A 14,578-nucleotide genomic window follows, 5' to 3' on the forward strand; every position below is an offset into this window, starting at 1 on the left:
CAAGGGTCAAATACACTTTGACTTTGGACTTTGGACTCTTGACTCTTGACTTTGGACTAACTAACGATCGCTCTTTTGTAAGCTTCGTCCAGCACTTCAGAAAGTGTGGGGTGGGCGTGAACCAAATGGGCGAGGGTTTGGACTGATTGACGGTTGGCGACGGCTGCTGACGCTTCGTGGATTAAGTCTGAGGCGTGGAGTCCAAAAATATGCACACCCAAGACTTCCCCTGTATCTTGGCGATAAACTACCTTGGCGATACCATCGGCTTCGTTTTCTGCTAAGGCTTTGGAATTACCTTTGAAGTAACTCCGACTGGTGGCGATTTCAAAGCCTTCAGTTTGTCCCAATTCCTTAGCTTGGGTTTCCGTCAAGCCTACATAGCTAACTTCTGGGTGGGTAAATGCGGCTGCGGGGATGCTGCGATAATCTATTACCCGCTGATGCCCGACTATATTTTCTACCGCTACAATACCTTGGGCGGAAGCAGCGTGAGCTAGCATCATCTTGCCGTTAGCATCACCAATTGCCCACAGATGGGGCACCACTTCGCCACCTGATAGCACTGCTAAACGATCATCAACGGGGATAAAATTCCGCCGATCTAGTTCTACACCCACAGACTCTAAACCAAGATTTTTGGTGGCGGGGATGCGTCCAGTGGCGACTAAGCAGGCATCTACCTCGATCACGTCTACATCTTCTTTGGTTTTGAAATCTGCTAACTCAATCACCACAGGTGAACCGGGGATAATTTTTTTGGCGTATATCCCCACTTTGGTTTCAATATCGCGGGGAGTAATCAGCACCCGTTCTGCAAGTTTGGCAATGTCGCGGTCAAATCCCGGCATTAACTGATCTAGGGCTTCAATCAAGGTGATTTCACAACCCAAGGCTGAGTAAATATCGGAAAATTCTAGACCGATGTAGCCACTACCAATAATTGCTACCCAGTTGGGGAGAGTTTCCAACTTGACGCCCTGATCACTGGTAAAGACGGTTTTGCCGTCCACTTCAATCCCTGGAGGTACGAAAGGGATGGAACCTGGGGAAAGGATGATATCTTTAGCCGTGATGGTTTTTTCACCACCATCACCAGTGACGCTGACTTTTTGCGTACCCGCTACTTTTCCCCAGCCTCTGATAATATCGACTTTGAGACGTTTGAGGCTGTTGGTTAAGTCGCCTTGAATTTTAGCAACGAGATTGCCTGCATGATCAGCGATCGCTTGCCGATCAAATTCCACATTTCCTACTTGAATTCCTAGTGACTTTAGGTGATGGGCATTGCGTAATTCCCGCACACGTCCAGATGCTGCCAACAGCGCTTTCGATGGAATACAGCCCCGATTAACACAGGTTCCCCCCATGTCCGCTGCTTCGATAATCGCTGTTTTTAGACCGCAGCTAACTGCGTGTAGCGCTGCGCCATGTCCGCCTACACCAGCGCCTATAATCACTAAATCGTAATCAAATCCTTGACTCACGTTAGTTTCCCCGTGTGCTTCGCCTATTTATTTTCAACTTGACTGGTGATTCAGTGCAATACCCTTTAAATCAGTTAACAGTTAACTGAATAACCGTTGAAGTTCGGATGTTGGTAAATCACATTATTATTCATGGGTTTTTGGCAAAGAGAGGGAATTATGATCAAATTCGTATAATTAATTTATTTTATACTTAAATTTGCTAATTACCATTCGCGATCGCCACATCACCGATTATTCCCGAAGCCACATAATTTCATCTGGATTTGTCATTAGTCAACTGGGTAAGAGTCAAACAATTTTGGATTTTAGATTTTGGATTGACCCCCTAGATAAATCTGGGGCCTTGGGAATTTTAGATTTCAGATTTTGGATTGATTCCACAGATAAATCTGCTTGCTCTGTACCATCAAGGAATTATTGGTCACAAGAAATAGTAACATCAAAGGTCAGTAGAAGTATCAATGATCCTATTTGAGGATTTGTGCTTAAGGTTTGAGTTTTTTTGCAGTCTGCTGGCTTAATACCCGCAATCAGTTTAAAATCTTGGCAGCTAGGGGAGAAGGGGGAAAAGCATGAGTAAGTTTGACGGATTTTACCAAAGTTACAAATATGCAGATTGTAGGCGTGACAGCTTAACTGTTCACTGATACTTCGACTGCGCCCTTCGACTACGCTCAGGACAAGCTCAGTACAAGTAACTGTTCACTGATAACTGATTTAAGCGATCGCTCGATGCCTATTCCCAATTTTAGTGAATTTACCATCCGCCGGAATACTAACTCTAAATCTTTCCAGCGGGGCGAATCTTATTATGAGGCAGATGCCGTCATAACAGTAATTCAGCGTGGCAATGTGCTACAGGCCAAAGTGGAAGGACATGAAACTGTGCCTTACCGCGTTAACCTCAGTTTTAATAGCGAGGGTTTGACTTCAGTCCACTGCTCCTGTGCCTACAATTCTGATGGGTGGTGTAAACATATTGTAGCGACAATGCTTGTCTGTCTGCGTCAGCCAGAAACTATCCAAGAGCGCCCCACTTTAGAAAGGTTACTTGATCGCCTAGACCATACCCAAACCCAAAGGTTGCTGCAAGATTTAGTCGCACAATATCCCAAACTGATTGAGGCGATTGATCGCCATGTCAGCTTGATGTCAAATCCTGTGTCTCAGCAACCAATTGCACAACCCGTGCGCTTAATTACCGTTGATCCAAAACCTTTGAGGGACGAAGTAAGGCAAATTCTCAGGGATGGTAGCCGCAGTTTAGCAGAGGGTTATGAAGAAGACCCGATCAGTGATGAATTGCTGAGTTTAGTGCAAACTGCTGTCAATTTTAGCGAACGCGGTGATGGCAATAATGCGATCGCTATTTTAGAAGCGATTACCTCAACTTGTGCAGAAAATTGGGACGATGTCGCCGAGTATGGTGTTGAAAACGATGAAATTGTCTGGGAATTGAATGATGCATGGTGTGAGGCCATTCTCACCGCCGAACTCAGCGAAGAAGAAAAAGTTGATGTTCAGGTGAATTTAGAAGCTTGGCAAGATGAGTGGAATGCTGATTTTGGACTGGCTTTCGAGGCGTTGCGTCAGGGTTGGGATTACCCACCACTAGTGCAGGTTCTCCAGGGAAACCTCAACGAGATGAGAGAGTGGGAAGCATTAGCACCAGATTACGCTGAGAGTTTGGCACTAATTCGCCTGAAAATTCTGGAAAGAGAAGAGCGTTATCAAGAATACTTGTATTTAGCAGAAGCATCAGGGCAAACCCAGCAACATCTGACCATGTTGGTGCGATTAGGTAGGGCTGAAGAAGCGATCGCCATTGCTCAAATGCAGATGGACACAGCAGAAATAGCCTTTGCCCTAGCTAAAATACTAGCAGAAAAAGGGTTATTGCCACAAGCCCTAGATATTGCCCAAACAGGATTAGATTTACCCGGACATTGTCAGTATCAATTGGGGATTTGGACAAGTGATTTAGCCGAAGCCTTGGGTAATCGAGAATCGGCTTTATTCGCCAGACAGACAACATTCCAAATCAAGCCTTCCTTCTTTGACTATCAAAAAATTGCCGACTTAGCTGGGGAAGATTGGGAAAATGTCAAGACAAATTTGTTAAGAATTATCCACACTGCTAGCGGTTGGGATACAGCATCTGCAAAAGTGGATATTTATTTGTATGAGGGATTAATTGAGGATGCGATCGCTGTAGTCAGTGAACTTAGTTCCTACCATACAGAATTAATTCACCGCGTCATGAAAGCCGCTACCACTCATAATCCCGACTGGGTAATTACAAACGCCTGTCGCCGCGCCGAGTCGATTATGGATGCAGGTAAAGCAGAAAATTACAGCGAAGCAATTGAGTGGCTGAAAAAAGCACGCGCTGCTTATTTAGATTCGGGGAGAAAAGCAGATTGGTCAAGCTATCGAGCCAAGTTAATTGAAATACATGCCCGGAAGCGTAAATTGATGGGAATGTTTAAAGAACGGGGCATGGAGTGAGAATCTTTAAATCGCCATCGAAGTTCTGAGAGTTTCGGAGTAAGCACTTTAGTGCTTATAAGCGCAGAACTAAAGTCCAATACGGTTCAGACGTAGGTTGGGTTGAGGCTTTGCGAAACCCAACAAAGCGTTGGATTAGACTAAAGTCCTGACTACGAACGAATTAATCACCATGTAATCTTTTATCAGAAAATTGTTACCGAATGTAAATAAAATAGTGACGTTCTGTGTGACAGGCGCGACGTTCTGTGTGACAGGCGTGACGTTCTGTGTGACAGGCGTGACGTTTTGTGTGACAGGCGCGACGTTCTGTGTGACAGGCGCGACGTTCTGTGTGACAGGCGCGACGTTCTGTGTGACAGGCGTGACGTTCTGTGTGACAGGCGCGACGTTTTGTGTGACAGGCGTGACGTTGGTTGTGTCAGTGCATTGAAGCCTGAAATAATTGTTCTACAATCATTTCAGGCTTGAGGTTCTTCAATTTCATAATTATCAAATCCGCTTTAATATCTGCGGAATGTGGGTTGAAACGTAGTGGACTAACAATCCTAAAATGTTGCAAAAATCTGAAAACCTCCTTTCCCCCTGCTCCCTTCCTGTCCCTAGAAGATTTCCAGAATAGCAATTATCCTGCGATCGCCGTAGGGGCAAACAACCGTTTGCTCTCCACGTTGCTGATAATTTGAAATAGTGATTTTGAATTTAACATCTATCTAAAGTATGAATAATTCCCAGCTTTTAGCTAGAGTTTAAAATACTGAGTTATAGATATTTTAAGTAAAGAAGTTCATGAATTGATAGGAGCATCCCAATTCTGCAAAATATGTTTTTACATATTTGGGATGCTCTGCGAATTGATCATGCTTCTAGAGCATGGCTATTTGTAGAATAAACAGGTTATGTTGATCAGCAGAGTAGGCATTGACTTTAGCCTAGAACACAAAAAAATGTAAATTCATCTTGTGGAGTTACTATGCCAGAATTGATCCAAACACTCCTAGATAGTGAAGAAAAGAGTGATTTGCGTTCCTTCGTTAGTGAGTTACGCCAGCAAGAAAAGAAGTATTTGCTTAGGAACGACATTGTTAATGTCTATAGTGAATATTGCTCTAAATATCAGAAGAGTGAAAAGTTTCATACTTCCTCTAATTTAGGCAAACTAATTTACTACACTCAAGAAATTATTCAAGAAGACTCAAATCTTTATTTCATTATTCGTTCCAAAATTGCCAGTCAACAAGTATATCGATTGACGGATGACTTGAGTATTGAGTCAATAACAATACAAGAACTGTTGGATGTGCGCGATCGCTTCGTTAATCGATATCAGCCCAACGAAGGCGACCTGCTAGAACTGGATTTTGGCCCGTTCTATGACTATTCCCCAGTCATCCGTGACCCGAAAAATATTGGTAAGGGCGTACAGTATCTTAACCGTTATCTATCCAGCAAGTTATTTCAAGATGCTAAACAATGGCTAGAAAGCTTATTTGGCTTCTTAAGGCTGCATCAATATAATGGCATCCAACTGCTGATTAACGATCGCATTAAAACACAACAGCAACTTTCCGAGCAAGTCAAAAAAGCGATCGCTATTGTCAGCGATCGCCCCAGAGATGAACCCTACGAAGAATTCCGCTTTGCTTTACAAACCATTGGTTTTGAGCCAGGTTGGGGTAACACAGCACAGCGCGTCCAAGAAACCCTCAGCATTCTCGACGAATTAATTGACTCTCCCGACCCCCAGACCCTAGAAGCCTTCATCTCTCGCATCCCGATGATTTTTAGAATCGTCCTAGTATCAGCACACGGATGGTTTGGACAAGAAGGTGTCTTAGGTCGTCCCGACACTGGCGGTCAGGTGGTTTATGTTCTTGATCAAGCGAAGAATCTAGAAAAGCAACTGCAAGAAGATGTAATTCTTGCTGGCTTAGAAAGGCTAAATGTCCAGCCAAAAGTAATTATTCTCACCCGCTTAATTCCTAATAGTGACGGGACACTTTGTCACCAACGCTTAGAAAAAGTCCACGGTACAGAAAACGCCTGGATTTTGCGCGTACCTCTGCGGGACTTCAACCCTAACATGACTCAAAACTGGATTTCCCGGTTTGAATTTTGGCCCTATCTGGAAACCTATGCCATTGATGCAGAAAAGGAACTCAGAGCAGAACTTCAAGGTAGACCAGATTTAATTGTTGGTAACTATTCCGATGGTAACTTAGTGGCATTTCTGTTAGCACGACACATGAAAGTCACCCAGTGCAACATTGCCCATGCTTTGGAAAAATCTAAATACTTATTCAGTAACCTCTACTGGCAAGATTTGGATGATAAATATCATTTCTCCTTGCAATTTACTGCTGATTTAATTGCCATGAATGCTGCCAATTTCGTGATTAGCAGCACCTACCAAGAAATTGTTGGCACTCCCGACAGTATAGGACAGTATGAGTCTTATAAATGCTTCACCATGCCAGATTTGTATCATGTGGTGAATGGGATAGAATTATTCAGTCCTAAGTTTAATGTCGTACCGCCGGGAGTGAGTGAGAATTACTATTTTCCCTACTTTCAAACTCAAGACCGAGTAGAGAGCGATCGCCAGCGCATTACAGAACTACTTTTTACCCTAGACGACCCCACACAAATCTTCGGACAACTCGACAATCCCAACAAACGCCCCATCTTCTCAATGGCTCGTCTTGACCGCATTAAAAACCTCACTGGTTTAGCAGAATGCTTTGGCAAAAGTCAAGAATTGCAAGAACATTGTAACTTAATTTTGGTAGCAGGTAAGTTGCGTGTAGAAGAATCAGGCGACAACGAAGAACGAGACGAAATAGTCAAACTTTACCAAGCTATTGAACAGTATAATCTCCACGGCAAAATTCGCTGGTTGGGTGTACGTTTGTCTAAAAATGATTCAGGTGAAATTTATCGAGTCATTGCCGACCACAAAGGTGTTTTTGTGCAACCAGCTTTATTTGAAGCTTTTGGTTTGACCATTTTAGAGGCAATGATTTCGGGACTACCGACTTTTGGTACACAATTCGGTGGTCCACTAGAAATCATTCAAGATCGGGTAAATGGCTTTTACATTAACCCGACAAATTTAGAAGAAACAGCCGCTAAGATTCTGGATTTTGTCATCAAATGTGAAGAAAGACCTAACTCTTGGAATGAAATTTCCCAGCAAGGAATCGACAGAGTTTATAGTACTTATACCTGGAAAATTCACACTACAAAGCTGCTATCTCTAGCACGAATTTATGGCTTTTGGAACTTTACCTCCCAGGAAAATCGAGAAGATTTGTTGCGCTATATTGAGGCTTTGTTCTATTTAATTTACAAGCCTAGGGCACAACAACTATTAGAGCAGCACAAATATCGGTAGTTAGTCATTAGTCATTTGTGATAGCGGTTTTTATGTGCATGAGGTACAGAACTATATCACGCTGTGTAGGGGCAGGGCAGTGCCCATTGGTGTCAACTTAACGTGAAAACCTTGTCAACACGTGATTTTGAATTAAATCACCTACCATCAAGATCCGCGTTACCCCACCCCGGTTTTGTCTAAAGCCAAAACCTCCCCTCCCCTTGCCAAGGGGAGGGGTAAAACGTATGTCGGGTAAGCGTTGTAGCTCAATTTGACACGTATGGGCAGTGCCGTGCCCTTACAGATGTACCTCACGCTTGTTGAGCTATTCCCGACAGCAGCCCCACTTCGTCCTTCGGGCGGCGATGGGAAGAATGGCGGGGCGATGACGAACACACCCCCGAATCAATGTCAACCGTCAGGTTGACGGGATGAGTGGGGTGGGTGATAGCGAAGCGTTAGCGAGGAACGAGCGTCGGAGTCGCCATTTTGCCTTCGGCGCAACTCGCGGAATCTTGGTTTTGCACGTATTGTTTTAGCACTTCGACAGTTACTCCACCACAAGAGGCGACAAAGTAAGCGCTATTCCAAAACACAGGTTTACCCCAATAGACGCGCCTAATCTCCATCAAAAACTCTTGTGCGTTTTTGTTGGCTTGTATAGGATTTTAAGGCGTTAACAAACTTTGATAGCTGCATTTGGGGATAGTACCGGAATAACAGGTGAACGTGATGAGCAGCGCGTTGGACGGGTTCCCCGGCTTGAAGCGACTGCGAACCCGAAGGGTCACTTTCGCCATTAAATTCAATGACTTCACAACCCCATTTCTGTGATATGTGATGAACTAGTTCACCTAATCGTATTAACATTGCTGGTGTGATTACAATATTCGGTACTTGGTGGTCAAAACCAGATGCGATTTTAAGTCAGAGATAGACCTGGCGGTTGATTTATAAGCCATAAAAAAGCCTGTAAAATGCAGGCAAATTAATTACTGAAAAAGTCTAGTTTTGTGTGACAGATTCTTTCTTGCACCAAGCAATTACCACTTCTCGCATTACTTGGTTTTCATCAGCAGAATTAAACACCTCAACCCGCCAAACAACCCAGTGGGAAGGTGTTGTGTGCCAAGCACCCGTTTCTCTGTTGACATGGTAATTATCTAACCTGTCTCCAGGCTTGGGGTATTCTCTCTTTTCTTGAAAATCTACTTCACTCTTCAAAAGAATAGAGCAGTTTCCTTCTCCCACTAATGGATCATCAGAAGAAATAATTATTCTATCTAGTGACATGAATATTATCAAAGAGCTATCTTCTACGCACTCTTTAAATTCACTTAAGTTCATTAGTTATTTCCTCCACCAAAGTCAGTTTGCTCTCTATGAAATATGCACCATATCCCACCCCCTTGCGCTGGTGGATGTGCTTTAACTTTCCATCCATACTTCTTTGCCATCTTGTAACAAAGCTGCGGATTATCACTTGCAACCCAATGAGCGTTTCCTCTTTTTGCTGCTTCAATTCCAGAAATGGCTCGACTTTGCAACGGTAACGGCTTTTTAGTTCCAATCAACCTTTCAGAATTGCTAATATTGCCAGATGCGTCTGCTGCATAATGCTTGCCGTTGCTGGCACGCCAAACGTAGTAAACAGTACCACCTACGACAGCAACTCCAACTAATACGCAACCAATACCTGCTGTACCAGCACAAAATGCGGCAGGTGCAAGTATTGCCGGATTTGCATGGACTGGGCGTGAAAAACTTGGAACTTGCAACGCGAGTGACATTGCAACAGCAATACTCGCTTGCGTTTTGAACTTAAATTTCGACATAATGCTATTACCAATTTTTTTGTGGTTAAAAGGTGATAGCAATGGTAAACGGTCTGGTCGTCCACGGTTCAAAGGTAAAGGGCGTTACCGTTCGTTGACGTTTCCTGACCCCATCAAACCAGAACACATACAGGGTAAATTCATCCAGCTACCCAAAATCGGTAAGCTAAAAATGATTTTGCATCGTCCCGTACCGGACGGTTTCAAAATCAAAGCCGCGACAATTAGCCACAAAGCTGACGGATGGTATATCAGTCTCAGCCTTGAAGATGTGACAGTTCCTAGCCTGACAACTGATGTCACGCCCATACCAGATAACATGGTGGGTATCGACATGGGACTGAAATCTTTCTTAGTCACAAGCGATAATCAAACAATAGAAATCCCCCAACATTACCGCAAAGCCGAGAAGCGATTAAAGCGGTTACAGCGTCAGTTATCTCGCAAGAAAAAGGGGTCAAATCGTCGTAAAAAAGCGGTCAAACGTGTTGCAAAATCTCATCTAAAAGTCGCTAACCAACGCAAAGATTTTCATTATAAAACTGCCTTATGGTTATTAACTAAATCTCAGGTTATTGCACATGAAGACCTGAATATCAAAGGACTAGCAAAGTCTATGCTTGCCAAGTCCATAACCGATGCCGGATGGGGTCAATTTCTACAAATTCTGAACACCAAGGCTGCAAGTGCTGGGTGTTTGGTAGTAGCGGTAAACCCTAACGGCACAAGTCAAGAGTGTTCTGACTGCGGGGCGACAGTTCCCAAAGTGCTTGCTGACCGATGGCACAGTTGCCAGTGTGGTGCTAGTTACGACCGCGACCACAACGCAGCGCGAAATATAAAACACAGGGCGGCGGGGCATCCCGTCCTACAAAGCTCAGTTAATGTCCGACGGGTTGCCGGGAGTCACTGAGAAGCCCGCGCTGTCCCGCAGGGCAGCGTCGGGAGTATGTCACAAACGCTGTATTTAAAAGTTGCTGTTGAATTATGTGTAAAGACTAAGTAACTGGACAAGAAAAATTCAATGTATATTCTGAACTTAGCACAGAGTAAGGTCAATCAGCAGGAGTTTGGTGAATGGCAAGTGCCAGGATGTTGATAGTAGAAGATGAAATCCTAGTCGCCAGGGAAATTGAAAGCCACTTACACAGAATGGGGTATGAAGTGGTTGGCATTGCTGTAACAACGAATACAGTGGTTCAGCAGGTTACTGAGAGTATGCCCGACTTGGTACTGATGGATATTAACCTGCAAGGGAGTCAAGATGGAATCAAGCTTGCAGAAGAAATTGGCGATCGCTTCCAGATACCAGTGATTTACATTACCGCCTACTTTGATGACAACACCCTGGAACAGGCAAAACAAACTAATCCGTTTGGCTATGTGCTAAAACCCTTTACTCAACAAGATTTGCGCGTTGCTATTGAGCTAGCGCTGTGCCGGTGGCAGATGGAGAGGAATAAGCCATCGATAACTCCCACAGATACTTTTCCTCTCACATCTGGGGTGGGCGGACTGCCACCTAGTAAGCTCCGAATCATCCTTTGTTATATTCAAGACAACCTGAACCAAGAGTTGAGCTTGGAGAAATTGGCAAATGAAGTTGGCATGACGACTGACTACTTTGCGCGACTATTTAAACTATCCATGAGAAAATCAGTTCACCAGTATCTGATTCAGCAGCGTGTAGAACGGGCAAAACACCTCTTAAGACAATCCGATCTCACAATTACTGAGATTGCGATCGAATGTGGATTCGCCAATCCCAGTCACCTCGCACTTCACTTCAAGCGAATTGTGGGGGTTGTGCCTAAACAATTTCGGCACTTTTAGGAGGGGCAGGGGGCAGGAATAACTCACCACTCCTGGCTTTTGGAAGGCTTTTAGGGAACTTTCAGGAGGTAACTATGATGTTAAAACTGGGTTTGTCACCAGACAGGCAAAGCAATTTCCAATCCAAAATCTAAAATCCAAAATGGTATTAGTAGCTGTTCTGTCTACAGTAGTGGCGATCGCTTTATTGACGACTACCCAAAACTCAGAAAGCCTATATTTCCTCGGCATGGCGATCGCTGGGTTCCTGGGCATAGTGTGGCAGCGCATGAGACAAATCAGCACTGTTTCTGATACAGCCGTGCGTCAAATCCAGGAAAGCGAAGCGAGACTGCAACTATCTCTGCAAGCAGCTAACATGGGTATTTGGAACTGTAATCTCATTACCGGAGAAATAAAATGGACAGTGGAAACTGAACAGCTTTTTGGCATGGCTCCCGGCACATTTGATGGTAAGCATGAAACTTTTTTGCATTTTGTCCATCCTGATGACCGAGAGGTGCTAGAGCAGGCGGTGCAAACGACCATCCAGAAACGCCAGATTTATCACTACGAATATCGCATCGTCTGGGCAGATGGTAGCATTCACTGGATTGAGTGTAATGGGCAAGCTTTTTATGACGCAAATAATCAGCCTGTATGCATAACCGGAACGGTGATGGATATCAGCGATCGCAAGCGCATCGAAATTGCCCTACAACGGCAAACTCGCCAAGAGCAAGCTTTGAACCGAGTCATTCAGACAATTCGCAACTCCCTGGATTTGAAGACAATTTTTACAACCGCCGCCCAAGAATTCACTGAACTGTTACAAATGGATGGGGCAGCAATCATTCAAGATTTGCCAGAGAGAAAGTGTTCGACAGTTCTGGCGGAGTATCTCCAAAGTCCAGAGAGTGTACCAGCCTTGAAACTTGAGATTAGCGATGAGGATAATCCGATTGCTGAACGGTTGAAACAAGGAGAACTCTTGGTAATTGAGGACGCACGCACCTTGACCGATCCAGTTAACCCAAAAATCGCTCAAGCGGTTTCTAAAGTTCCCTGTGGCTGGTTAATCCTTCCCCTAGAAGTGAATGGGGTCGTCTGGGGAGCGCTAGCAGGTCATAAATCGCCACCACCGCTGGTGTTGACTGAGGATGAGATTGATTTAGCGCGTCGGGTTGCCGATCAGTTGGCGATCGCCATTCAGCAGGCAAATCTTTATCAACAAGTGCAAAACCTGAATCAAGAGTTAGAACAACGGGTGCAGGAACGGACTGCGGCGTTACAGGAGAGCGAAGAAAAATTCCGCCAGATAGCCGAAAATATCAACCATGTCTTTTGCATTGAAGATACAGACGGACAGATCCTCTACACCAGCCCCAGCTATGCAGATATTTGGGGACAACCCGTAGACACGCTTTATCAAAACGCAAACGCCTGGTTAGATGCGGTGCATCCAGAAGATGGCGATCGCGTCATCACCGAAGTATCCATGCTCCGAGAACGCTGTGCAGGGGAAATGGAATACCGCATTATCCGTCCAAATGGAGAAATTCGCTGGATTAGCGATCGCTCCTTCCCGATTCGCAACCCCCAAGGCCAGATTTACCGGATTGCTGGACTCGCCGAGGATATTACCAATCGCAAAGCCGCAGAAGCCGCCCTGCAAATTTCTGAGCAGAACCTACGTACTATCTTCAACAACGTCAGCAGTATGCTCTTTGTGCATGACGTGGATGGAACTCTGCTAGATGTGAATAATCGCGTGCTGGAACACCATAGGTTGGATCGAGAACAGGTGCTAAAACTCTCGATTGTCGATGACTATTCTGCGCCGGATAATCCCTTTCATCTCCTCCAAGATTATTGGACGAGGGCATTAGCTGGAGAAACGATTAATTTTGAATGGAAAACAAAAAAACTCGTTGATGGGTCATTATTTGATACTGATATTACACTCAACCGCATCATCTGGAATGGAAAACCAGTTATTCTCGCCAGTGCGCGGGATGTGAGCGAACGCAAACGCGCACAAGTGCGTCTGCAACGTCAAGCCGCAGCCAACCAACTGTTAGCAACCATTGCCCAAACTATTAATCAATCTATCCAGTTAAACGAAGTTCTGGAAACCTGCCTCGAGCAGATTCAACAATTTTTGCAGTGCGATCGTACCCTCATCTGCCGCTTTGATAGCGATTACAACGTCCTCATTGAGCTAGAAGCTGTTTCCCAGACTGAATTGTCTCTCTTGGGACAAACCATCGCAGATCCCTGTTTTGATCAAGATTGGGCAGAACGCTATCGTCAGGGTCACATCACTGTTTGCGATGATACACAATCCGCAGACATCCTTCCCTGTTATGCCGAATTTCTGGCTCAAATCCAGGTGCGCGCAAACTTAGCGGTGGCTATTCTGCAAGCCGATCAAATTTGGGGTCTGCTGATTGTCCATCAGTGCCATGTACCTCGTCAATGGCAACCGTATGAAATCAACCTACTCAAACAACTGGGGTTACAAATCGGCATTGCGAGTCAAAAAGCCAGTCTCTATAGGCAATTAGAAAATCAGTTAACCCAAAAAGAAGTTTTGCTCAAAGAAATTCACCACCGAGTCAAGAATAATCTGCAAGTAATTTCCTCAATGCTGTGGTTGCAAACTGAAGCGACGAACCATCCAGCGGTTTCCACGGCGTTAGAAGACACACGCCATCGTCTAAGAGCCATGTCGCTAATTCACGAAACCCTCTACCAACAGGGTGATTTTGGCCGGATCAGCTTCCATGACTACGTGCGGCGTTTAGCTAGCAGCATTTTAGCATTCTGTAGCATTCGCCAGGATCAAATTAATCTCCGCTTTCGCCTGCAACCTGTTGTTTTCAACTTGGAAACGGCAATGCCTTGTGGGTTGTTGCTCAATGAACTAATTACCAATGCCATTAAGCATGGCTTTCCCAACGATCGCCAGGGAGAAATCTGCATCACTCTAGAACAAGTATTGTCACCAGAGTCAACTTTATCCACATTACAAGGTTTACCACTCTCCCCCAAAACACCGCCTCCATCTGGCTCCCAGTATATTCTGACAATTCAGGACAATGGGGTTGGTATCCCGGAGTCTTTGAACCTCAAGAAGTTGAAATCTTTGGGACTGAAGATTGCCTACGATCTGGTTCTGCAACTTGAGGGCAACTTAGAGCTTGAGCGTACCAATGGCACCCTATTTCGCTTGACTTTTTCAGCTTTGGAGTATGGACAGCGATTTTAGACAATGTATTAAGGAATGTGGATTAAATAAAGTACAAAATTTTAGTTTAGTAGGGTGCGTTATAGCGAAGCGCAACGCACCGCCCATGAGATCAAGATCGTGCGTTACTTCGTTAACGCACCCTACAAAAGTTGTAGATTATTCAATCCATGTCCCTAAGAAGATTTCTTAAATTCAAATAAGAAATTGCTGTTTTTTTCTATACTTGCCTTAGCACAATTTATACTAAAATTACAGTCAAGCTTTTTAACTCGTGATTTCCTTGGTGCCTTCAAGTAAAAGTCAC

The 14,578-nt window shown here is 44.5% G+C and carries 8 protein-coding genes and 1 pseudogene; 5 read left to right on the forward strand and 4 right to left on the reverse strand.

Annotated elements, in window-relative coordinates:
- Positions 1–56 precede the first annotated feature (56 nt).
- Positions 57–1,487 carry a dihydrolipoyl dehydrogenase gene (gene lpdA / locus CAL7507_RS26590; protein ID WP_015131589.1) on the reverse strand — a complete coding sequence of 477 codons (1,431 nt, stop codon included), beginning with the start codon at positions 1,485–1,487 and terminating at the stop codon, positions 57–59.
- 735 nt (positions 1,488–2,222) lie between these two features.
- Here lpdA and CAL7507_RS26600 point away from each other — a divergent pair.
- Positions 2,223–3,998, forward strand: coding sequence for an SWIM zinc finger domain-containing protein (locus CAL7507_RS26600; RefSeq protein WP_015131590.1), 1,776 nt, complete (start codon positions 2,223–2,225; stop codon positions 3,996–3,998).
- A gap of 973 nt (positions 3,999–4,971) precedes the next feature.
- A complete protein-coding gene (locus tag CAL7507_RS26610) occupies positions 4,972–7,392 on the forward strand; it encodes a sucrose synthase (protein ID WP_015131591.1) in 2,421 nt (806 codons plus the stop codon).
- Positions 7,393–7,832: 440 nt separating this feature from the next.
- On the opposite strand, the pseudogene tnpA reads toward CAL7507_RS26610, so the two are convergent.
- The 3 genes and pseudogenes from tnpA to CAL7507_RS26625 form a co-directional block, all read right to left on the reverse strand.
- Positions 7,833–8,336 (reverse strand): annotated as a pseudogene (gene tnpA, locus CAL7507_RS26615) (IS200/IS605 family transposase).
- A 43-nt stretch (positions 8,337–8,379) separates the two neighbouring features.
- Positions 8,380–8,667 (reverse strand): hypothetical protein, encoded by a 288-nt coding sequence (locus CAL7507_RS26620; protein WP_160166363.1) that lies wholly within the window; start codon positions 8,665–8,667, stop codon positions 8,380–8,382.
- A gap of 53 nt (positions 8,668–8,720) precedes the next feature.
- Positions 8,721–9,209 (reverse strand): hypothetical protein, encoded by a 489-nt coding sequence (locus CAL7507_RS26625; protein ID WP_015131593.1) that lies wholly within the window; start codon positions 9,207–9,209, stop codon positions 8,721–8,723.
- Between the two features lies 1 nt (position 9,210).
- On the opposite strand from CAL7507_RS26625, the gene CAL7507_RS26630 reads away from it, so the two are divergent.
- The 3 genes from CAL7507_RS26630 to CAL7507_RS26640 all read left to right on the forward strand — a co-directional run bounded on the left by CAL7507_RS26630 (position 9,211) and on the right by CAL7507_RS26640 (position 14,292).
- Positions 9,211–10,122 carry an RNA-guided endonuclease InsQ/TnpB family protein gene (locus tag CAL7507_RS26630; protein ID WP_369750799.1) on the forward strand — a complete coding sequence of 304 codons (912 nt, stop codon included), beginning with the start codon at positions 9,211–9,213 and terminating at the stop codon, positions 10,120–10,122.
- Between the two features lie 164 nt (positions 10,123–10,286).
- Positions 10,287–11,042, forward strand: a complete 756-nt coding sequence (locus CAL7507_RS31110) for a response regulator transcription factor (protein ID WP_015131594.1) — start codon at positions 10,287–10,289, stop codon at positions 11,040–11,042.
- Between the two features lie 142 nt (positions 11,043–11,184).
- Positions 11,185–14,292: a PAS domain S-box protein gene (locus CAL7507_RS26640; protein ID WP_015131595.1), complete on the forward strand. Its 3,108-nt coding sequence runs from the start codon at positions 11,185–11,187 to the stop codon at positions 14,290–14,292.
- Positions 14,293–14,578 lie beyond the last annotated feature (286 nt).

The organism is Calothrix sp. PCC 7507 (assembly GCF_000316575.1).
In the GTDB taxonomy this organism is placed as follows: domain Bacteria; phylum Cyanobacteriota; class Cyanobacteriia; order Cyanobacteriales; family Nostocaceae; genus Fortiea.

Bases quoted from the DNA above. Each gene is read 5' to 3' on its own strand.
- CAL7507_RS26600 (WP_015131590.1), top strand. From the start codon at position 2,223: ATGCCTATTCCCAATTTTAGTGAATTTACCATCCGCCGGAATACTAAC.
- CAL7507_RS26610 (WP_015131591.1), top strand. From the start codon at position 4,972: ATGCCAGAATTGATCCAAACACTCCTAGATAGTGAAGAAAAGAGTGAT.
- CAL7507_RS26620 (WP_160166363.1), bottom strand. From the start codon at position 8,667: ATGTCACTAGATAGAATAATTATTTCTTCTGATGATCCATTAGTGGGA.
- CAL7507_RS26625 (WP_015131593.1), bottom strand. From the start codon at position 9,209: ATGTCGAAATTTAAGTTCAAAACGCAAGCGAGTATTGCTGTTGCAATG.
- CAL7507_RS26630 (WP_369750799.1), top strand. From the start codon at position 9,211: ATGCTATTACCAATTTTTTTGTGGTTAAAAGGTGATAGCAATGGTAAA.
- CAL7507_RS31110 (WP_015131594.1), top strand. From the start codon at position 10,287: ATGGCAAGTGCCAGGATGTTGATAGTAGAAGATGAAATCCTAGTCGCC.
- CAL7507_RS26640 (WP_015131595.1), top strand. From the start codon at position 11,185: ATGGTATTAGTAGCTGTTCTGTCTACAGTAGTGGCGATCGCTTTATTG.